Origin of the sequence: Paenibacillus sp. FSL P4-0113, from assembly GCF_038009305.1 — a bacterium.
GTDB classification, from domain to species: Bacteria; Bacillota; Bacilli; order Paenibacillales; family Paenibacillaceae; genus Paenibacillus; species Paenibacillus polymyxa_D.
Genome location: NZ_JBBPAZ010000001.1, coordinates 1569684 through 1592053 on the forward strand (window position 1 = coordinate 1569684; position 22370 = coordinate 1592053).

The window sequence follows — 22370 nt, forward strand, 5'->3', positions numbered from 1 at the left end:
TGCAAAAAAAAGAAGCACCCCGGGAGCTCTTGGCAGAGCCCCTCTGAACGGACGTATGATGGGAAGATTTCTTCCGCAGCATACGTCCGCCGGGGTGCTGTATGATTAACTTGTCGGCTTGGCTGTATTATAACAATAGTTTGAAACTGTATCTGTGACCTGTATCACATTACTTCAAAAAGTTTCCATAACCACACGTGATCCGCCTCCAGCCTGCTCTGCTGGAAGAACAACCAACTTGCGCGGAAGACGGGCCCGTAGTTCAGGCACATGACTAATCACACCAACAGACAATTGATCGTGGTGCAGCTTTTCCAGTGAGGTGATCACCGTGTCAAGCAGCTCAGGGTCCAACGTTCCAAAGCCTTCATCCAGAAAGAAAAATTGCAGAGGGTACTGGCCCCGCAATTGAATTTGAGCCGACAGCGCAAGCGCAAGCGACAAGGAGGTCAGGAACGTTTCGCCACCGGACAAGGTCGATACCGGACGTTTGACCCCACCGTTGGCATCGTCACTAATGACAAAACCACCGCTGGAATCTACCTCTAGCGCGTATCGCTGCTTGGTCAGAAAACGCAGGCGGCGTGAAGCCGATTGACTGACCTGCATGAGCTGCTCCTCAGCAATATATTCAACAAAGGCATTGCCGCGAAAAACAGTCTGGAGCTTGGACATTTTTTCCGCTTCACTACGCAAATGTACACGATTGGACTCCAGCTCCATCCAGCGGACGTGCCGACGCTGCAAGTCCTCTAAATCACGCTCAGCCTTGGCGCGATTCTGAAGCGCCTCTTCGTCGCGTGCACGGCAATCACGTAGCTGTGCAGTGGCCGTTTCCCACTGTTCCTCTGTTACCGTTGCTCCATTCAGCTGCTCTTCGACATGTTTTAAGCGGGAAGACAGCTCTTTTTCCCGTTCTCGATGCAAACTCACTTCACGCTCATAGCGTGCGGCTTCTTCCTGTCCCAGGCAGCATTCCATGACCTCTACTTCCGTAGCGAAGGAGGAGGCTTCCAGACGGCTGCCCCAACGGGACTCTGCCATCTGACGTCTTTCTTCTGCCGAATCGGAGGCCTGCCGGGCAATCAGTGAAGCATGAACGGCTTGCTGCTTGCGTTCTTCCGCTTCGGTACGGCGGCGTGCCGCGGCTTCGGCTCCGTTTTTAAGTCCCAACAGTCGCGAGGTCGCTTCTTCCAGCAATGAAGCCGCTTGGCCATCTCCAACCCACTTTCGGAGCTGTGCCAGCTTTTCGCGAAGCGAATCATCTTTGCTTTGGAGCCCTGTACGACGGGCAATAATGATTTTGTCTTCCTCGATGATACTCTGCTGTATCTGTTGAACACGCGCCGCCTTTCCTTCGAGGAAGGTCACACTCGTCTCCAGCCGGGACCGCAGCTCTTCCGCGCGCCCGTCGCGCTCCTGCATGGCGCGGTAACGCTCCGCGGCTTCGTCCGGAGCGACATCTGGCAGCTGCGCGACCCATTCGGCGCGCAGCCCCTCGCTGCGCGTGGTGCATGCCTCGCGCTTACTCTGTGCCTGCGTCAGCGCTACAGCTGCTGCCTCCTGCTCGGCGGCAGCACGGATACGCCGTTGCTGTCCAGCTGCGTCTGCTTCGCGCAGCGCCTGTGCCTCGGCAGGCAGCGCATACGCACGTGCGGCTAACTCGGCCGCAGCACGTTCCAACGCCGCGCAGCGCTCCGCCCATGCTGCGGCACCACGCGGCTCTACTGGCGCTGCCGCAGGCGTGAAAGGCTCGCCCGTGGCGGCAGCGCCGCTGTCTGCGGTGGCGGGCTGCGCCAGCAAGCTGCGCTGCTCGTGCAACTGCTGGCGCAGTGTGAGGCGCAGCTCCTGCAAACCGAGACGCAGGCGGTGCAGCTCATCTGGCGCAGCGGCATCCGCGCTATACGCCGCGACGATGGCAGGCGCGGGATGATGCAGCGAGCCGCACACTGCGCATGGCTCGCCTTCGCGCAACTCGGCAGCGAGATGCTGAGCGAGACGCCCCAGCTCCTCGGCACGGAGCTCGTGACGCAGCTGTTCTTCCTCGGCAGCCAGTGACGACATATCGGCGGTGATTTCTGCCTCCAGCGTAAGCAATGCCTCAATGCCATCAGCTGCCTGTGCAGCAAGGGCAGAACGCCGTGCCTCCGTCTCCTGTGTCTCCTGGTCCGTCAGCTTTAGACGTTCGTCTGCTTGCGCAAGCCGTTTCTCCTGAGTCGCGTACTCCAGTTCAGCTTCACGCAATTGCTCATTCGCGATTTCCAGCTGTTGCAACCGTTGCACAGCCTCTTGCAGCATACGCCGCTCATCTGCTCGCACTTCATTTTGCTTTAGCTCTTGTTGAAGCTCTTGCTGTCGCTTCAAGCCTCGCGTCTGTAGCTCTTGTTCCTTTGCGAGTCCTTCTGCATGTTCAGCAAGGATTTGTTCGCTATGCACAAGCTCGGCCGCCAGACGGTCCCGTTCGGTCCGCAACGCTTCCGTATCACGCTCCAGTTGAAGCGCCTGTTCTAGTTGGTCGATCCGAAGCAATAGCTTTGGTTCTTCGGCACTGAGTGCTTGCCGGGCCTGCTCATCTGCTTGCGCAGACACAAGCGCAGCCTCCTGCGCGGTAGCGGCCAGGACTGCCACTTCTTCGGCAGTCTTATGCCGTTTTTCCGCTTCAGCAATGGCTTCCTTCCAATCCGTCAGTGCAGGCAGCAATGCCTCGGCTGCAGTTGCTTGTCGAAGCTTACGCTCCAGTAAAGCAATGCCCGGCTCCTGTGCTGCCAACTGCTCCAGCTCGTTCAATCTTTGGCTGAGCTCGATGACCAGCTCACGGGTTTTGTTTAGCGCCTCCGATTCACGTGAGACACGCTCTAGCTCGCGACGCGAAGCTTCTGCATTGGCAATCGCCTCTTTGAGACGTAACTCTACATGTTCAAGCGCTTCAGCACTCGCATCCCCCAGCCCTTGCTGCTCCGCCTCTAATGCTTTCAGTGCGATATCGTTATCTTTCACACGACGGCTTAGCTTCTGTGCAAGTTGATCTCCGTACTTCTCCAGATGGAACAAACGCTGTAGCATCTGTCTGCGTTCACTGCCCTTTAAGGACAAGAATTCTGCAAACTTTCCCTGCGGCAATACGACAGCGCGTGTAAAATCGTCCATTTTCAGGCCGATATACTCCTCCACGCAGCGCGTCACATCCTGCACCTTATCGGCGAGCACTTCCTCGCCATCCTCTGTTAACGCAATAAAACGGCTAAGCGTATTATTAACCGATACGCCTCCAGCACGTTTGAAACGTCGTTCTACACGGTAACGACGAGGTCCTTGAGCTGACATTAATTCAAACGTAAATGCAACAGACAACGTATCCTCAGCATGATTCATAATGCCTTGCGTGCCATTCACGGCCCGCTCCACTTTACCGTACATAGCCAACGTAATGGCATCCAGCAGCGTTGATTTTCCACTACCCGTTGGGCCGAATATTCCGAACAATCCAGTTTCGGTCAAATCGTCAAAGCGAATTTCCTGCGACTCCCGGTAGCTTTGCAACCCCGCCAGTTTTAGAAGGATTGGTTTCATGCGTCATCCTCCTCAGCGTGGTCTCTCGCATCATCCTGTTCCACCAGTTCCAGAAACAACTGCACTAATCCGTCATCCGGCTGTGCTCCGCCTGTCTGCCGCTGATAGAATGCCCGGAACAACTCATGCACTGGCAGTTCTGATCGTTGGTGCTCCAACTGTGCGGCAGCCATTTCTGGATACATAGGGCGAATATGAATGATGCCTTCACGGCTTTTGCGCAGCCGCTGGATATCTCCCATCGACATCGCTTCATCCAGCGTAATTTCCAGATCAATAAAGGCATCGGCATCCAGTCCTTCGTCCAGCCAGCGATATACTTCCTCCAGACCTCCCCGTGCGCGCCACCTCACTAATGGGCGTCCACTGGTAATATACAGTTCCTCGACCTGAGCAGGCTTGCCAGCAACTACGTCAATTAACGTAACCGATTTGGCTTGTCCGGCTTCGGAAAAGCTATAAGCCAGCGGCGAGCCACTATAACGCATCAGCCCGTCTCCTTTTACATATTGGGGACGATGCAAATGTCCTAGAGCCGTATACTGTGCCCCAATGCTCAAAGCAGACGGATCTACGGTATACGCCCCCCCGACCTGAATCGGGCGTTCTGAGTCCGACTCCAGCCCGCCGAGCACATAAATATGGCTCATCGACAAATTAACGGTGTCAGGCCGAAATGCTGTACCTAGCTGTGACATCAGCAAGCCCACACGGCGGCTATATGCCTCGCGCAATACTGTTTCATCTCCGTCTTCAGACAATAGCTCGTTCAGACGAGACTCGGAGGGATATGGCAAGGCTGCAATGCATGCTATTTCGTCCGTTCTTGGTGTATGAACGCGTACCGCTTCCCCATGGGGCAGTCCCAGCAATGTAATTCCGCGCCCGCTCACCAGTGGTGTGACCGAGGATACCCTTTCCGGCTGATCATGATTGCCCGCAATGACGACTAGTGGTCTTCCTCCAGCCGTAAGACGGGCAGATGTTTCATAAAACAATTGCTCGGCTGCGGCCGAAGGATTGACTGAGTCGTATACGTCTCCAGCCATCATAATCAAATCGGCCTGCTGATCGTCAGCCATTTTCGCCAACTCTTCCAAAAACGCCTCCTGTTCCTTCAAACGGCTGCGTCCTTCCAACGTGCGGCCCAAATGCCAATCACCTGTATGCAAAATCCGCATGCTATTCCTCCTCTCCCTATCTATATAACTACAGCTGTACACACTCTCCAGCTTCTAAAAAATACAGCCACTTCTCAGCAACCTTTTTGCTTGTAATCTCTTCGATCACACGAGCATACAGCTCCAATTGAAAACGATATTGGCCTGTTAATTGGGACAGTGTACGATATTCAGATATCCGGTCTGTTTTATAATCTACCAGTACGAGTCCTTCAGGAGTTTCAAATAGACAGTCAATAATCCCGTTCATCAGCACTTTATCGCTGTCCTGTCCACCTTCCGAATCTGTTTCTTGTCCTGGTGACATTGATGGTAAGCTGTGGTTCCAGTAATCGGTTGCTTGCATGGCATAAGTAAACGGAAGCTCTCTTTGAACATGCGATGCCCCGAGCATTCTGCTACCCAGCTCACTAGTGAAAAAGCGTAATATTTTATCCGTATCTAGCGCCTTTGCATGAACATCCAGTAACATACGCTGATTGAGCAGACGAGCCTTTGTTTCCTCAATAACTTCGGCGCTCATCCCCTCATCTAATGGCAAATGCAGCATCAACGTATGATAGACCGTTCCTCGTTCCGTAGGAGTCAGTCGCTGATTCCCCATGAACTTAGGTCTGCGCAAGTGTAATTGACTACCCCCAGTGTGAGAATCCTCCCGATCCTCCGGTGACTCTGCTAGTAGGGAGGTAGATAGATTCAACCAATCGTCCGAACCCATCTCCTGCATTTCCAGCCACCTTTTCATCTCAGTAACCGATGTATTGGCTGCCGTCTTGCCGGCCCGTTCATACGGATAGGTCCAGGAAAGAGCTGCTTCAATGTCCGTTTCACTCTCTTCGTTTAAGTCGATTAGCTCCGCATTTCTCAGTGCTTCTGTCTTCTTTTGGCGCTCTTCGCCCGACACCTCTTCCTCAGGTTCCGAGTTCACACGAGAGACGGAAAGTGTTTCCGAGGCGACAATTTTAAATAACCAGTCTGCCCCCGGCATGTGCTCCAGCCTGTGATAGTACCCATCCTGATCGCCTGCCGCTTCCCTCAACAAAGTAGCAGAAGGATGCCGAATCAAAGCGGGACCTACCCAGTCCAGATAGCTGCGGCCTGCCGCCAGCATATAGTCTGGTAAGACCGTTTCCGTATGTTCTTTGGCACGTGCCCAACCCGCTGCGCGCGAAGCAATATCCTTCACGGTTCCGGTCATAATCAGCTTTTCACGCGGACGCGTAAGCGCCACGTATAACACCCGCATTTCCTCAGCCAATAGCTCCAGCTGTGAGCGTCGGCGGATCGCTAAATTAGGCAGCGTAGGGTAGCTGACACGATTTTGTTCCTCCACATATTTAGGGCCAAACCCCAACTCCTTGTGCATAAGAAACGGCGCATTGAGATCCTGTTGATTGAACATTTTTGCTGTCCCGGCAATAAACACGATAGGGAATTCAAGTCCTTTACTTTTATGAATGGTCATAATACGGACAGCCTGATCGGGTTCAGTCCCCCCGCTTATGGATCCTAAATCACCGCCTCGCTCCCGTAGACGGGAAATGAAGGTCAGAAATCGGAACAATCCTCGGTTGGACGTAGAAGTCTCATACTGTCTCGCTCGGTCATATAGCGCCCGCAAATTGCTTTGACGCTGTGAGCCACCAGGCAGTCCACCTACCCAATCCAGATATCCTGTTTCCTCCAGCACATTCCAAATCAATGCACTTAAGTTGCCTTGTCGGGCTTCCTGCCGCCAGGCTTCCAAATTACGCAAAAATGAACGTAGTCGCGCAGACAACGTATTCCCGTCATTTCTATTACCCAAGTCAGATGAAGATAAAGAATCCTCAGGGAAAAGATCCAGCTCCATGATGTCAGCTGAGATCCCTTTTTCGCTCTCTTTCAGTGGGTCAGCCTCAGCCGCCGCCAACAATGCGCCATAAAACAATCCATCCGGCTTCTCCAACCGAATTTGTGCCAGTTCATCTTCGGTCAAGCCGACAATCGGCGAGCGAAGCACGGATGCAAGCGGGATGTCCTGCTGCGGATTATCAATAATGTGCAGCAGAGACAACATCACCTCAACTTCCGTTGCTTTAAAAAAGCCTGTCGTCTGCTCTCCGGAGGCCGGAATACCCTCAAGCCGCAGTTCCTCCACAATTAGGGGGGCCCACACGCTTGCCGAACGAAGCAAAATGACGATATCGCCGTAGACTGCCGGACGCATCGCTTTTAATCCTCTGTCGTAAATCAACAGTGGTTGTCCAGTGTCTCCGGTCAGTTCTTTAATCCGTTGCGCGATCGCACGAGCCTCTAACTGTGCCGTTTCTAGCTCCGCAAGCTCCGCCAGCTCACTTTCCTGTAGAGCAGATTCGTCCCCCGTTTCGGACAGCTCCGAAGCCTCGGAAAGACCCTGTCCACCCTTATCAACTAAGAGCAGCTCAGGTGCGTATACAGATGCGGCGTCTTGATCCGACGGGTCGGGATAGGATGCACCGTGTACCAGCCACGCTCGTTCATCGTACTCAATTTCCGCCACATCCACACTCATAATCTGGCGGAACACCAAATTGACCGCATCGACAACTTCCTCCCGACTGCGGAAATTACGCGCCAGATCAATTAAAAATCCATCTTCCTGCTCCTGCATGCCGTACCGTTGATACTTATTCAAAAACAGACCCGGCTCCGCCAGCCGAAACCGATAAATACTCTGTTTCACATCGCCCACCATAAAACGGTTACCCGGTTCCTCCCGTGATACCAGCCTAACGATATCTTCCTGTACCGTATTCGTATCCTGATACTCATCCAACAGCACCTCGTCGAATTGCGCCTTGTATTCGAGCGCAGCGTCGGAAGGTAGTAGCTTGTACGGAGTAGAATCGGGATGTCGTAATATTTTCAGACAATAATGTTCCAAATCCCCGAAATCCACCAACCCTTTTGACTGCTTGTGCTGTTGAAATCGTTCCCCGAATACAATCACGGTTTCTACCAATTCGTCCATCAGCGGAGCCGCGGCGTGCAGCTCCTCCCAATAGACTTCTGCTCTCCTGCCAAACAGGGAAGCCTTCATATCTGTAATCATTTTTTTGGCTGCTTCGCGCAGCGTCTTAACCCGTTCCTGCAATGCAGGCTCAGTCTGATCTTTTTTGACTGGCTTGAGCTTACCGAAGGCAGCTGCCTGAAAATGATCATATAGAGATGCCCACGGCTGTGTCTCCAGCTCTTGCAGTAATCCCTTCACCATCGCCGCATCCTCTTGCAGTGTCACGGCATAAGGTGCAGGACCGCCGGGCTGCATAGCTGTTTCATGCGCCTGTTCCAGCAAGCTCGCCGCTCCGCGCAAAGAAAGTACGGCATCCGCCAAAATGCTGCGAACCCAGGGCGTCTCGCCCAAAGCAGCTACATCCTGCACACGAAATGCTGCCGCTGTCTCCCGCAGCCAATGTTCTGGCCAAGGATGACTTTGAGAAAAATCATACAACCGCTGCACAAGCACATACATAGCATCATCAGTGCGTTCTCCACTGAACCAGTCGACTAGTCTGCGAAATGTACTACCTTCATCATGAGCCTCATATTTCTCCTCAAACAGTTCTTCCAGAAGCTCCTGGCGCAGCAATTCTGTCTCATGCTCATTCATAATCCGAAAACCGGGATCAAGGGGAATGGCCTGATAATGCCTGCGGATGACCTCCATACAAAAAGAATGAAGCGTCGTAATCGAGGCCCGATTCAGCAACGACAGCTGACGGCGTACATGTTCACTTTCCGGTTCCTGCTCCAATACACGTTCCAACGCTTCACGTATCCGTTGACGCATTTCAGCGGCTGCTGCTTTCGTAAAGGTTGCCACCAGCAATCGATCCACGCTGAAGCCAAGCTGAGGATCGACAATTTTACGAATAATACGCTCTACAAGCACCGCTGTTTTACCAGACCCTGCCGCTGCCGCAACCAGCATGTTGTTACCAGATTCCGAAATGGCACGCCACTGGTCATCGCTCCACATACTGCCTTCCGGCTTCGGCATCCCTTTAGTGTTTGACGTGCCTATCATTGGTCCATTCCTCCTTTCCCTTCCTGTGTATGACCCAGCAGATTCCATATCTGATCCTTACCGGGTTTACCCCATTGATTGTAGCCACTGCCTTCCAGACTGTCGTCAAATTGACAAACAGGCTTAAAAGAGCAGAAGGTACAAGCCGTCTCTTGCTGGATACGATAAGGTTCAATGGCCACATCACCCTCTGTCATCCGTGTACCAATCGTCCGAATATTATTACGCACCGAAGCTAGCAGGCTGTCCCACTGTTCCGGCGAAGCAACCGAAGCACTGCTATAAAAACTGCCATCTGCTTTCACCGCAACAGGTAAAATAGAGGAATATCCCTTGTCCAATGCTGTATCCATTTGCCCAACTACATCCCGGTCCGCGAGCAGTAATCCCTTCATCTTAAAACGTTTCAAAATCTCCTGACGGGCCTGTTCTGCACTAAGACCGTTAGGCGACTGCAACATCGGATTGTGAACGTGAAAATACAGTGTACCCGCTGGATAGGCAGTCTCGCCCAACCATTCTTCCGCCGCATTCAGCAGCACATCCAGGTAGGTGAGCATTTGCAAGGACAGGCCATAGTACACTTCATGCAGCTTGAGATCCTTTTGGCTAGACTTGTAATCGATGACACGCAAAAGTAACCCCTTTTCTCCCTCTGCCACATCTACACGGTCAATTCGTCCGACAATTTCCATCACAACGCCGTTATCTAACCGGAAGCTTAACGGTGGAAGCTGCTGACCCGGTCCAAAGTCCAACTCCAGCCCAATCGGCTCAAAACTACCTCTTCGCGCATGTTCACCTAAAATCAACGAAGCACGGCTCACGATATCCTTCAATTTGCGCAAAATGTAGCCATACCGCTTGGAGCTCATTAGAATCTCGCCTTGCAGACGAGGAGCCAAACGCTCCACTGTACTTTCCGCCTCTTGGCGGCATTCCTCCGTGCTGAGACTGCCCCAGCTGACATTGCGTTTACGCAAATTGATCGCCATCTCTCCAAGCGCTGCATGGAATAATTGTCCGATATCCGGAGCCTTCAGGCGATACATTTGACGTTCCTTCAAACGAAGACCGTGAGAGGCAAAGTGCGAAAATGGACATGCCACAAAACGTTCCATACGAGATACGCTCGTACGCAGCTTGCTGCCGTACAGACGGCGGCTCGTTTCCTTCTGCATTTCGGCATGGTTCTCGTAAAAAAGTGAGGTTAACAGCTGACGCAGCTTGTCCTTCTCACGCCCTTGCTGGCTGGCATACCAGTTATATACCTCCCACCAAGGAGATAAAATGTCACCGCCACGTCGCCAATGCCGTAATTGAGCAATGAGCTGCGGCAAAGCCTCGGACGGATGAGAAGCATACTCCCATTGCGTCGTCCAGGCATCCCCAGGCAAAGGGTATCCAGCCAGCGGACGTTCATCCAGGCTAGGAAACAGTTGCCGCACATGTCGTACTAACTCAGACGGCAACAATGACTTGCCTTCTTCATCAGTCACGGCATAGCTCATCCACAGGCTTTTACCGGCTGAAGTAAGGGACGTATAAGCGAGAAAACGTTCGTCCAGCAGACGTCTTGTCATATCCGGCGCCAGCTCTACGCCTCGTTCGTTTAATGCCGTACGCTCCTGCTCATTCAACACACCGTCCTCATGGAACACAGCCGGCATCACACCTTCGTTCATACCTAGCACAAAAGCATGTTGAATACCGGTCACACGTGTACGGTCCGTGTTTCCGACTAGAACCTGATCCACAGCTGGCGGAACAAGTCCCATACGGAATTCAGCCAATCCCGTTTCTAGCACACCCGCAAACAAAGAGGTATCCAGCCTCTCGTCACCCATCATTTCGACGATTTGATCCAGTAGTTCAAGCACTGCGTCCCATACCTGACGATGCTCCTTCGCCTGCTCAGGATTTCCTGCTTTCTCTGCCTGATGAATGAAGGCGTCCAGCTTGTGGCCAATTTCTGCATCCTCCAGTAACAGATATACCGCTTCACACTTCTCAAGTGCAGTTCGTGCCTTGCCCACACGTTTCTCAAACGCACGTAAAGGCATCACGATCACATCCCGACACAGCTCCATCAAATCCAACGTTTCATCCCGCCTACGGTTCCGTTCCTGCTCCTCCAGCTCCAGTGACAAGCTGGGCACAGCCTGCCACGGGCGACCATCTGTCCAACGGCTACCTTGTATTCCGCAGGCCAGTACATAGTTTTCCAGACGATCCATCTCCTCGCGGTTCACCCGACCGTCCAGCGGTAGGAGAAGATCTGTTTTGACCGCACGAAATACATCCTCATACCGCCAACGTCGCTGCACGATATCCAGCGAAGCCCGAATCAATTCCACTAAGGGATGATGCAATACACTTCTCCGCTGATCCAGAAATACTGGAACCTCATATTGTTTGAATATCGGTTCCACCCATGGCTCATAATCTTCAATATGACGCACAAACAGGGCCATCTCCCGATAACGCGCGCCCTCATCTCGGGCCAGACGACGCATTTCGCGCACAGCCCCTTCCAGCTCTGCACGGCGATTAGCCGCAGTGTACAGTTTTATGCCCTCCGGTTGCTTTTCTGTCCACTGCTCTCGAAGATGCTGCTGACGCATCCGTTGTTCCTGATTCCGTAACCCTGTACGATGTTCAAAGTTAGCCTCCAAATACGCCAACGCTGGATGCTCCTTAAATCTCGGTAGCGGATCAGGGCGCAGTAATTGTGTCTGCGTCTCTATCATCAGCTCATCTGCCATTCCTTTGAGCTTTACATACGTAGCCGCCGAAGGATGAAACAAATCCAGCTCATGCGGAAGCTGTCCGTTCTCGTAGCTGCGGTTGCAAGTCAGAGCCACCGTCAATGAAGAGGCATGCAGCATAAGCTGCTCCACAACCTTATATTCATGTGGTGTAAACCTACGGTAGCCATCCATCCAAATATCTGCCCCACGCACAAGAGAAGACTCAGCAATCTGTTCTGCCAGCATGCGCAGCGTATCTTCACCATCGATATATTTAAGCGTCAGCTCTCGTTCAAAATCCTCATAGATTAGACTGATATCTTTGAGCTTGCCGCGCAAAATCGGAGTTGACTCTCCAGCAGCGTTCATTCGCTCCAGTTGCTCGGGTACAGACCGAGTATCATTTCCATACTGCTTTAGCTCCGTAAACAATGTATTCAACCGATCCACAAAGCCGAGCTGGTCTCCCGAATCCTTAAACAAACTCAGTTCATCCTTGCGACGACGAATAATTTTATATAAAAGCATCTTCTTGCCTTCTTCCGTTACAGGCACCAGCGCTGAACCCCCAGTTTCCTGCATAACTAAATAGGCAAGACGATGAAATCCCATCACTTGGGCGCGCACCGACCCCTGAATACCGTTTCCGGCTTCTGTAAGTAACGCATGCTCAGAAGCAAATGACGATTGCTCCGGTACAAGTAACAGCATAGGCTTACCTAGCGGCTCCTCGCGTAACATAGACGTCATTTCATTGCGGATTAACGTACTTTTACCACTCCCAGAGCGGCCAATCAACAAACGGACCGACATGATGCGGCCTCCTTTCCAACGAACAACATTCTATTAAACAGTATAGCATATCAGACAAGGGAGAAAAGAACGTACGTTTGCCATGTTGTAGCAATTCTTTCTCCCTATAAAAAATAAATCAGTCCCGCAGAATGGCTTGGTGCACGCCTTCTCTACAGAACTGATTTATACCTAAAACGAGTTTATTTTACCTATTTAATCACCAAAAGGGCGATTGACTTTGACTTTGTATGAAACTACAACTGTGTCCGGCTGCGCACCTCAAAGATGGCGAATTTCAAGTAATGGCCTTCCTCCACACCCAAAATTTGAGGATGGTCCTTACCAGCTGCTCTCCAGTCTACCAGACGAAGGATTTTGCCGGCATCTGCCGCTGCTTCCTTAATGGTGTCCAAAAACAACTCCGGCCGCATGTGGAACGAGCAACTCGCTGTCACCAGATAGCCGCCCTCATTAACGAGCTTCATCCCGTGCAGGTTGATATCTTTATATCCACGTGTAGCCCCTTTGACAGCGTTCTTCGTTTTGGCAAAGGCTGGCGGATCAAGAATGACCACGTCAAAGGTGCGTCCGCCACCCGCTGTCAGCGGCTTAGACGTATCTCCTTTGCCCCCGGCTCGTGCATTGCGTTCCTCTACACCTTTCACCTGATTGCGCAAATATTGAAAAGCATCGTCGACGACAAACTCGACGCGTTCCTCAAAACCGTTCAGCTTGACATTGTCCCGCGCACTTTCAATCGCATGCTCAGAAATATCAAGACAAGTTACTTTTTTAGCACCATATTTACAGGCATTGAGCGTAAAGCTTCCCGTATGTGAAAAACATTCCAATACGGTTGCGCCGTCCCAGAATGGGAATTCAACAACCTTACCACTTTTATTCACTGGCTTCATGACCGTTGTGGCAGCGTCCCCTGAGTCTGTAGCAACTTCTTGTAGCGTAATTCCACTACGTGCTCCCCAACCTGTCATCAACGGTGCTATGGCCGCACGATTTTCACGCTGGTCAAAGAAATAACCCGTCTTCTGGCCCTCTACGATATCAACCTTGATGTGCAGGCCATTTTCCGTCACCACTACATGACGCGGGCAATCACCGTACAAAGGACCCTTCGTTTGTTTCAATCCTTCCAGCTCTCGGATGGATACATCACTGCGCTCATATATACCAACAGGACCCAATACTTCAACGAGCGCATCCCTGATTTCTTCCCTGCGCCGATCCATGCCAAGCGTTAACAGCTGCACAACCAACACATCACCAAAACGGTCTACAATCAGTCCAGGCAAAAAATCAGCCTCGCCGTACACCAACCGATAAGCGTCTCCCCCGGTCACAAAACGTTCGCGGTGCTCCAGACATTTGCGAAAGCGTTGGGCAAAAAAGTTTTGATCCATCGCTTCCAGCGGCTCATAGGACATCACACGCACTGTAATTTGTGAAGCCGGATTATAGTAACCTGTCGCCAAATAACGCCCCTGATGGTTAACAATACTGACCAAATCGCCTGCCTCTGGGTCTCCTTCGATCTTGGCTATTTCGTTTTTAAACACCCAAGGGTGTGCGTGCTCCAGCCTTTTTTTACGGCTGCGTTCTAATATTACTGAAGGCAAAATCCTTCACTCCCATTCTTGGATTACTCAAAGTGTTAAAACGTTGTTCGATAGGGGCGCGGCTCTGCGGATCATTTGATCTTACGATCGCTGTTGCACGGGGATTCTTTGGATTTTATAAATGATTTTAATGGTAAGAATCCCCCTAGGTTTATACTTCCGAAGCAGCTTTCCTTTGGAAAGCTTTCAGGCGAACGCTCTCGCTTCTCCAGATTCAAATGATCCGCTTCGCTACTGCCCGCCTGTATATCGGCGTCACGCTTTTAAAGCTTGTGAAGATACTACAAAAATTATCGTTTTCCTAAAAAGAGCTTAGCCATGCTTGTCATGGCTGTCCTCGACAGATCATAGGCTGTTACATAAGTATTTTCACCTAGAAAAGGGGGCTATGCCCGTGCTTATACATGTTATACTCCCGCTGTGCGGCGGACTGTTTATTTTTTTGGGCGGGATGAAGCTGATGGAAGCAGCCCTCCGGCATTTGGCCGGCCCCTTCCTCACCCGTTGGCTGAACCGCGCCACCGTTTCCCCTTGGCGGGGTATGCTGTTCAGTTCAGGCATTACCGCCCTGTTGCAAAGCAGCACCGCTGTAACGGTGCTGACGATCGGACTGGTCAACGCCGGGCTATTGACCTATGGCCGTACGCTCGGCATCATTCTTGGCACCAATATCGGTACCTGTCTCACCACCGAGCTGATGGGGCTCCAGCTTGGCAAGCTGGCTGTTCCGCTGCTCTGCGGCTCACTGCTCTGCTGGAGCGCCGCCGTACTGTGGGGAGAATCAATCTCCGTTCGCCAGTACGCGTCTGCCGGAGTTTCACCCGGCTCCAATGGGCTTAGCCGTCCGCAGGCTGTACAATATATCAGCCTCGTATTTGCTGGATTTTCGCTGATTCTGGCGGGTATCCGCGTAATGCAAACGGTCGGCCCATGGATTGAGCAGGCCGGACTATTCCGCTGGTTTCTTGATCACGCTGCGGCCAACATGTGGTGGGCCTTCGCTGCGGGTGCCTGCCTGACCGCACTGGTTCACAGTAGCGCAGCCGTTATTGGCATGGCGATCAGCCTTGCCGCTGCGGGTGCCTTGCCAGCCGATGTAGGGATCGCCATCGTCATCGGCTCCAATGTAGGCACCTGCGTGACCGCCCTGATTGCCGCTGTTGGCGGCAGCGTGTCCGGCAAATTTGTAGCCTGGTCCCATGTGCTGCTGAACGTAGGCGGAGCCTTGCTCTTTATGCCGTTGATCCCTGGGCTAGAAATGGCCGCCGCCTGGATATCTACCGGAGCCAAGGTAGCCCATGCCCAAACCCTGTTTAACGTCATTAGCTCTCTACTGGTCTTGCCTCTGTGCTACCTACCTGTATGGACTCGTTTAGAGGATCGTATATCTCCCCACAGAATCAAACGTTAATTCCTAGCATGGACAGCGCCTTGCTCAAAATGACATCATTATTGTCATATCCGCCCTGGCGCTGGAGAAGCCATGCTTCCTCAGGCTTATGCCATGCAACTCCCTTAATTTCTTCGATTTGTGCCTGTAAATCCCCATCTAGTGCCTCTACAAGATAATAGTGTACTTCTTTATCCACTTCCCCAAATTCCGGATGCTGATACGTATAAGCAATCATATCTACATGCTGGATAATCCGCCCGTTCAACCCTGTTTCCTCGCGAATTTCACGTAAAGCCGTCTGTTCGATTGTTTCTCCCAACTCCATTTTTCCTTTAGCCAAGGATACCTTGCCATATCGGTCAGTAATGAGCTGAATTTCAAGTTGCTCCCCCTGTTTGCGAAACACAACACCGCCTGCTGAAATTTCCTTTTTTGCTGCCATCCTGTAATCTCCCTTCCTTGCGCAACAAGGATTCCGTCCTCTCTGTAAGGAAAGGCGAAATCCTTGTTTGCCATCTCTATTGCCTTTTCAGGCTTTTTTTGTTCTTACAGAGCTGTTTGCAGCCCATTCTCCAGTACGCGAACCAATTGGCCTTCACTTTCATTAATGCCTGCCTTCGTTAGCTTCACGCGGCATACCTTGCCAACCAGATCCTCAGTACCTTCAAACGCCAGTTGAATATAATTGTCACTATATCCATGGAGTATGCCGCTATCTTCGGTCCCTTTCGGCGCAACTTCCGGAATGACCTCCAGCACCTGACCTACAAACTTCTCAGCATACGCCAGTTGCATTTGCTCTGACAGTTGTATCAGCTCATGCACTCGTGCATTTTTCACGTCTTCGTCCACCTGATCCTCCATACGCGCCGCAGGAGTTCCACTACGCTTGGAGTACGGAAACACATGCATTTCCGAAAAACCGATTTTTTTCATCAGCTCATAGCCATTGCGGAACATTTCATCCGTCTCCCCAGGGAAGCCGACAATTACGTCCGTTGTAATCGCAACATCGGGCATTGCTTTGCGAATCATAAGCATTTTGTTATAAAACTCTTCTGTGGTGTACTTACGACGCATCCGTTTCAATACAGTGTCGTCCCCCGCCTGAAGCGGTATGTGAAAATGACGAACCAGCTTGGTGGAACGGTTCAGTACATCAAGCATTTTTTCATCAATCTGGCTGGCTTCAATCGAACTGATGCGGATACGCTCCAGCCCTTCCACCTTCTCCAGATCCCACAGCAGATCAGATAGGTCATAATTATCCATGTCGTCACCATAACCGCCAGTATGGATACCAGTGAGTACTATTTCCTTGTAGCCTGCGTGTACCAGTTGACGCGCCTGTGCAATAATGCTCGCAGCGTCACGACTGCGGGATAGCCCCCGCGACCATGGAATGATGCAGAAGGTACAGAAGTTATTGCACCCATCCTGAATTTTCAAAAAGGCCCGAGTATGATTAGCAAAATCAGGCACATCCATTTCCTCAAATACACGCGTTTTCATAATATTGCGCACGGCGTTCACTGGTTGACGCGTCCCTTGAATTTCCTGCACAAACGGAATGATTTTGTCCCGATCTTGAGTCCCGATAACGAGATCAACGCCAGGAATATCCATAATTTCGGCAGGAGAAGTTTGGGCATAACAGCCCGTCACTGCAACAATGGCATCTGGATTCCGGCGAATCGCGCGGCGAATGATCTGACGACTCTTTTTATCACCGGTATTCGTAACGGTACATGTATTAATAAGATAGACATCCGCGGTCTGCTCATCAAAGTCCACCTGTTCATAACCTTCATTTTTAAACAGCTGCCAGATCGCTTCTGTATCATAAAAGTTTACCTTACAGCCCAATGTGTAAAATGCCACTGACGGCATATTAAACCCCTCCCATTTCTCCTGTCTCATATAAAATGCAAGCCAATGCAGCCATTCCTGCGGTCTCAGCACGCAAAATACGTCTTCCCAGTCCTGTAGACTGGGCCCCAGCCTGCTCGGCCTCCAGGCTTTCCGCTTCAGTAAAGCCGCCTTCCGGGCCTACCACCAGCAGAACACGCGGCATGTCCGTCGACGCCCATTGTCCTACCAATGGCTGGATTACATCCCGTAGCTGCTGACCCTGCTCTTTTTCATAACAATAACATATCAAATCATACCCAGCAAAAGAAGCCAGAAGTTCTTTCCACGTCATTGGCGCACTAATTTCTGGAATCCGGTTACGGTGGCTTTGTTCAGCCGCTTCCTTCACAATCTTGCGCCAACGCTCCAGTCGCTTGCCTTCTTTTTTGGCATCATACTGCACGACCGTACGCTCGGACAAAAACGGTACAAACCCGGTTGCTCCGATTTCTGTACATTTTTGCATCACCGTCTCCATCTTGTCTCCTTTAGGAAGACTCTGAGCGATGGTGACCTGCACATGCGGTTCAGAGGTCATCTTCAGCGGCTCAATAATCGTCGCCGTAACATGATCCTGCTCTATCGTATCCAATGCAGCCAGTGCTTCCCTAGATACCCCGTCACTGACTATAATTTTGTCACCACTACGGCCCCGCATGACTTTAGCGATATGCCGCGCGTCCTCACCCGCAACAATCACGTGATCTTCTAGAAATTGCTCTGCCGGAATAAAATAACGCTGCATTCTCTCTCACACCTATTCCTGGATTTTGCAAAAATCCTCATTCTAAAAATAACTGTTATCCACTAATGTTCCGTACAAAATCCGAATAAATCACCAAGCAACATCATATCATCTTTTGCGCCTGTATGACCAGTCTGTTCACTCTTCTATTCAAGGTATACCTACCATTCTCGTAAAAAAAGGAGCCCTTAGGCTCCGAACAATCCAGTGATATAAAAAGAGAACTGCAAAAACTGTATATAAATCATCTGGGCCAGCGTGTAAAGAGGTTCAATCGTTACAGCTCGTACATGCGGAATGACCAGGATAAGCAGAAAAATAAAGATCGACCACTGTTCAAACTGCTGGAGTTTGCGACGTACAGGAGTGGGGGCCACATCTTCCACAATCCGGTATCCATCCAGTGGAGGCAGTGGGATCAAATTAAAGATAAACAAAAACAGATTTAAATTGATCAAAGCATTGATAAACAAATAGATTGCTTGAGCTACCCGTTGGTTCTCCATCCCCGGCAATACTTGAAAATGAAGGAGCACGGCATAGATTAAAGTAGTAACAAATGCAAGCAGCAGATTGCTGAGCGGACCCGCAGCCGATACAATAATGCCCATGAGGCGCGGACGACTAAAGTTATCACGATTAACCGGAACTGGCTTGGCCCAGCCAAAGCCTCCGATCAGCAGCAGTAGCGTACCCAGCAGGTCAATATGCACTGCCGGATTTAAAGTCACGCGCCCAAGTAGCTTGGCTGTAGGGTCACCAAATTTATTGGCATAAAATGCATGTGCAAACTCATGAACCGTGAACGATATGATCACGGCCAGCAAATAAAATGGAAGAACATTTAAATTTACACGAAAAATATTTTGTAAAAAATCCATACTTACCTCTTTCTCGCCACAAACGCCAGCCAATCTTCATCCCGGCTTATTTCGGCAATCTCAAAGCCAGCTGCCTTCAACGCAGTTTCGACAACCTCTTCTTTGTTCTTCCAAATCCCTGAAGCAATATAAATACCACCTGGTTCCAGGGCTTTATATACATCGTCAATGAACAGCAAAATAATCTCTGCTAAAATATTAGCTACCACCAGCTTGACCGGTAACTGGATACCCAGCGTTGGATCGCTTGCATTAAGCACCGATAGCAAATCACTTTCTTTAATGGTAATGCGTTCCTCCAGCCCGTTCAGACGCGTATTTTCCCGCGCACTGGATACTGCCACCGGATCCAGATCCAAGGCAAGTACATGCTTCGCCCCCAGCTTTACAGCTCCAATGGCCAAAATACCGGAACCCGTACCGACATCAATGACTTCTTCCCCGCCCTTAATCACAGATTCCAGCGTTCTCAGACAAAGGGATGTCGTAGGATGCGTTCCAGTCCCGAAGGCCATACCAGGGTCCAGCTCAATGATTTTTTCCTCTTCACTCGCAGGCTCATAGTCCTCCCAAGTAGGTTTAATCGTCAGACGGTCCGACACACGCAAAGGCTTGAAATATTGCTTCCAAGCATTTGCCCAGTCATCCTCATCAACTGTTTTCAGTTCATACTGAACCTCACCAGGGTCAATATCGAAAGTTCTCAATTCTTTGACGCGCGGCTCAATTTGCGAACGAATACTATCCATGTCCACTTCTTCGGCAAAATAGCCTTTGATGATCGCTTGTCCTTCAGGTATGTCGTTCAAAGGTCGATCATACCACTGTCCATAGGACGTATCCCGCGGCTTGTTGAGCGAACCGGATTCTTCAATGGAAACCCCTCCTGCACCTGCTTCGTGCAGAAAATTCGAAATCATTTCGATGGCTTCTTCGGTTGTATGTATTGTAATTTCATTCCACAACATGGTTTTCATTTCCTCCTCATTTCACATGCATACATTACATTGTACTATATACATGCACAGGAGTTCAAAAAAGCTGGTAATCGTCCTTTTCCGATTTCTCCAGCCGGACTTGGAATTGCTACGACATCTGTATTTATTGATCCTGCTATTTCTGGTGCTGTCAACAACCGTGTAGAGTTAAAAGCCTCGATTGGACTACGTTTCGTCGGTGTCGGCAACATTAGAGTACTTGTACGTATATGGAGAGCCGGCAAGGAAATTTATTACGGACTGGAATCCAATGTCTTCGATAACAATATTATTCTTAATGTCGAAACGGTAGACGTTGCGCCTCTGGGCGTGCAAAACTACCAACTAATTATTGAAAATCAAACGCCTGCGACTACTGCTTTCGTCGCCGGTCCTCTTGTTTTTAGTGCAACAGCATACAGCGGATAATGAATAGAAAAAGGAAAGAACACAAATAAAACGGGCTATCCCACAAATCATCCTATTGATGGAGATAACCCGTCTTATTAAATTCTACTCATTGTCGTTTATGATACGCTGCTGACGACGGTCAGCTACTTCGCTACGTCGGATCGCTTCCAGATCCTCAGCATCTGCCTGATCTGCTGAGAACTCAACATCTTCATTTTTAGCAGATTGCATGCGTTTGATTTTCTCTGTTTTGGTTAGCACTTTATCAAACCGTTTGTTTTTAGACATCGGTCACTGCCCCTTCCAAACTTTTCACAGCATTCCACCCGCTTGTTCCACGATGGACATTGCCTGATGATGAATGGATTCATCCACCACAGCAGTCAACAAAATATCGCGGCCTGTCGGTCCGCCCTGTCCTCCATCACTCATGCCACTGGCGGACGGATCAGCCGCAGCCAGTATTGCTGGAGTTGCATCTGTAAAGTCCACGCCCTGTGTCAATGAGGACAAGCTGCTAATCTGTCCTGAAAATACAGGCAATCCGGCGTTGCCAGTAGACTGCCGCGGATACCGGCTAAATCGGTCTATCGACACATCGGCTGCCCGGAGAGCTTCCAGTTTTCTAGCAGCTCCCTGTGCTTCCTCAGGACTTTTGAAATACGCCAAAATATTTTTTTCGCCCATCTCAAAATCTCCCTGTGTAGTATTGAGCGCAACTGCTCTTCAAGAGCATAGAGCGTTACGCTTTGTTATATCCTGCTCATTGGCACGATTTTATATTCCGACGGATGCAGACGATATCAAGAACAGTAGGCCAAGACAGTGAACCAGAGTTTGTGAAGAGCATAACTTTTACGGGTGTAAAACAGCTGCTGGAGCTTCACCTGACTTAGCTACTCCTGTCTCCCAAGCAGCGCGAATAACTGCATCCCGTACCTTTTGAACCACCTTCGGATTAAAGACATTCGGTATGATATAAGTTTCACTTAGCTCCTCAGGACAGATCGCATCAGCGATGGCAAGTCCGGCAGCTAGTTTCATTTCCTCATTAATCGTCGTAGCATGGCAATCTAGAGCACCCCGGAAAATTCCCGGGAAGCACAGCACATTGTTAATCTGATTTGGAAAATCGGAGCGGCCAGTAGCGAGCACACGTACATAAGGTGCAGCTACAGCCGGATCGATTTCCGGAATCGGATTCGCCATGGCGAACACAATAGGATCAGTTGCCATGCTCTGTATATCCTCTACAGTCAGTATGTTCGGGCCTGACACACCGATGAATACATCAGCTCCCACAATCACCTCGGATAAACTCCCACTTAAATTGTGCGGATTAGTCATGTTCGCATACTCTGTCCAATGCGGATTACTGTACTCCACATCACGGTGAATAGCTCCCTGTCGATCAACGCCAATCAGATTGCGCACACCTGCCTTAAGCAGCATACGGGAGCAGGCCATACCCGCTGCACCGATTCCTGCAAATACGACTTTGACATCCTCCATTTTTTTGCCACATACCTTTAATGCATTGACCAGACCCGCTAACACAACGACTGCCGTACCATGTTGATCATCATGAAATACTGGAATGTCCAGTTCCTGCTTCAACCGTCTCTCGATTTCAAAACAGCGTGGCGAAGATATATCCTCCAAATTAATGCCGCCAAAAGCAGGAGCAATCATTTTAACAATTTGAACAATTTCATCAGCGTCCTTCGTGTTGAGACAAATCGGAAAGGCGTCGACACCTGCAAATTGTTTGAACAACACTGCTTTACCCTCCATTACAGGCATAGCGGCCTCCGGTCCGATATCTCCTAATCCAAGTACCGCGGTTCCGTCTGAAACGACTGCTACTGTATTCTTTTTGATCGTTAATTGATACGCTTTGGCTGGGTCATTGGCGATTTCCATACAAATTTCAGCTACACCCGGCGTATACACTTTGGACAACCCTTCCATCGTTTCAATTGGCTTCTTTGGTAAGGTCTCCATTTTGCCACCTGCGTGTAATTCTCTAATTTCATCTATTAAACTGCTCATATTTTTCTCCATCCTTTCATGT

15 protein-coding genes are annotated in these 22370 nt (G+C 50.5%); 2 read left to right on the top strand and 13 right to left on the bottom strand.

The window, feature by feature from the left end:
• Positions 1-174: 174 nt before the first annotated feature.
• The 5 genes from MKX46_RS06495 to MKX46_RS06515 all read right to left on the bottom strand — a co-directional run bounded on the left by MKX46_RS06495 (position 175) and on the right by MKX46_RS06515 (position 13978).
• Positions 175-3570 carry an SMC family ATPase gene (locus MKX46_RS06495; protein WP_341071005.1) on the bottom strand — a complete coding sequence of 1132 codons (3396 nt, stop codon included), beginning with the start codon at positions 3568-3570 and terminating at the stop codon, positions 175-177.
• Positions 3567-4751, bottom strand: coding sequence for an exonuclease SbcCD subunit D (locus MKX46_RS06500; RefSeq protein ID WP_307347030.1), 1185 nt, complete (start codon positions 4749-4751; stop codon positions 3567-3569). The genes MKX46_RS06495 and MKX46_RS06500 overlap by 4 nt, the downstream gene beginning before the upstream one ends.
• Before the next feature lie 28 nt (positions 4752-4779).
• Entirely contained in the window at positions 4780-8799 is a 4020-nt protein-coding gene (gene addA / locus MKX46_RS06505) for a helicase-exonuclease AddAB subunit AddA (protein ID WP_341071007.1), read from the bottom strand.
• The gene (addB, locus tag MKX46_RS06510) at positions 8796-12362 is read right to left on the bottom strand and encodes a helicase-exonuclease AddAB subunit AddB (protein WP_341071008.1); all 3567 of its coding nucleotides are present in this window, start codon (positions 12360-12362) and stop codon (positions 8796-8798) included. Before addB ends, addA begins: the two co-directional genes overlap by 4 nt.
• Before the next feature lie 236 nt (positions 12363-12598).
• Entirely contained in the window at positions 12599-13978 is a 1380-nt protein-coding gene (locus MKX46_RS06515; protein WP_069010254.1) for a class I SAM-dependent rRNA methyltransferase, read from the bottom strand.
• Positions 13979-14372: 394 nt separating this feature from the next.
• Between MKX46_RS06515 and MKX46_RS06520 the strand changes: the two genes are divergently transcribed.
• A complete protein-coding gene (locus tag MKX46_RS06520; RefSeq protein WP_341071009.1) occupies positions 14373-15389 on the top strand; it encodes a Na/Pi cotransporter family protein in 1017 nt (338 codons plus the stop codon).
• On the opposite strand, the gene MKX46_RS06525 is transcribed toward MKX46_RS06520, so the two are convergent.
• The 5 genes from MKX46_RS06525 to prmA form a co-directional block, all read right to left on the bottom strand.
• The gene (locus MKX46_RS06525; protein WP_029515343.1) at positions 15379-15813 is read right to left on the bottom strand and encodes an NUDIX hydrolase; all 435 of its coding nucleotides are present in this window, start codon (positions 15811-15813) and stop codon (positions 15379-15381) included. The genes MKX46_RS06520 and MKX46_RS06525 overlap by 11 nt on opposite strands.
• A 104-nt stretch (positions 15814-15917) precedes the next feature.
• Entirely contained in the window at positions 15918-17261 is a 1344-nt protein-coding gene (mtaB, locus tag MKX46_RS06530) for a tRNA (N(6)-L-threonylcarbamoyladenosine(37)-C(2))-methylthiotransferase MtaB (RefSeq protein WP_103049601.1), read from the bottom strand.
• 1 nt (position 17262) lies between these two features.
• Positions 17263-18027, bottom strand: a complete 765-nt coding sequence (locus MKX46_RS06535; RefSeq protein ID WP_029515345.1) for a 16S rRNA (uracil(1498)-N(3))-methyltransferase — start codon at positions 18025-18027, stop codon at positions 17263-17265.
• 188 nt (positions 18028-18215) lie between these two features.
• A complete protein-coding gene (locus MKX46_RS06540; protein ID WP_165149000.1) occupies positions 18216-18908 on the bottom strand; it encodes a site-2 protease family protein in 693 nt (230 codons plus the stop codon).
• Between the two features lie 2 nt (positions 18909-18910).
• The gene (prmA, locus tag MKX46_RS06545) at positions 18911-19876 is read right to left on the bottom strand and encodes a 50S ribosomal protein L11 methyltransferase (RefSeq protein ID WP_165148997.1); all 966 of its coding nucleotides are present in this window, start codon (positions 19874-19876) and stop codon (positions 18911-18913) included.
• 39 nt (positions 19877-19915) lie between these two features.
• On the opposite strand from prmA, the gene MKX46_RS06550 reads away from it, so the two are divergent.
• Positions 19916-20314: a hypothetical protein gene (locus MKX46_RS06550; protein WP_141695525.1), complete on the top strand. Its 399-nt coding sequence runs from the start codon at positions 19916-19918 to the stop codon at positions 20312-20314.
• An 84-nt stretch (positions 20315-20398) separates the two neighbouring features.
• On the opposite strand, the gene MKX46_RS06555 is transcribed toward MKX46_RS06550, so the two are convergent.
• The 3 genes from MKX46_RS06555 to MKX46_RS06565 all read right to left on the bottom strand — a co-directional run bounded on the left by MKX46_RS06555 (position 20399) and on the right by MKX46_RS06565 (position 22348).
• Positions 20399-20584, bottom strand: coding sequence for a YfhD family protein (locus MKX46_RS06555; RefSeq protein WP_069290020.1), 186 nt, complete (start codon positions 20582-20584; stop codon positions 20399-20401).
• 24 nt (positions 20585-20608) lie between these two features.
• Positions 20609-20983, bottom strand: coding sequence for a hypothetical protein (locus MKX46_RS06560; protein ID WP_069012560.1), 375 nt, complete (start codon positions 20981-20983; stop codon positions 20609-20611).
• Positions 20984-21151: 168 nt separating this feature from the next.
• Complete coding sequence (locus tag MKX46_RS06565; RefSeq protein WP_029515351.1) at positions 21152-22348, bottom strand: NAD(P)-dependent malic enzyme; 1197 nt, start codon at positions 22346-22348, stop codon at positions 21152-21154.
• Between the last annotated feature and the right edge of the window lie 22 nt (positions 22349-22370).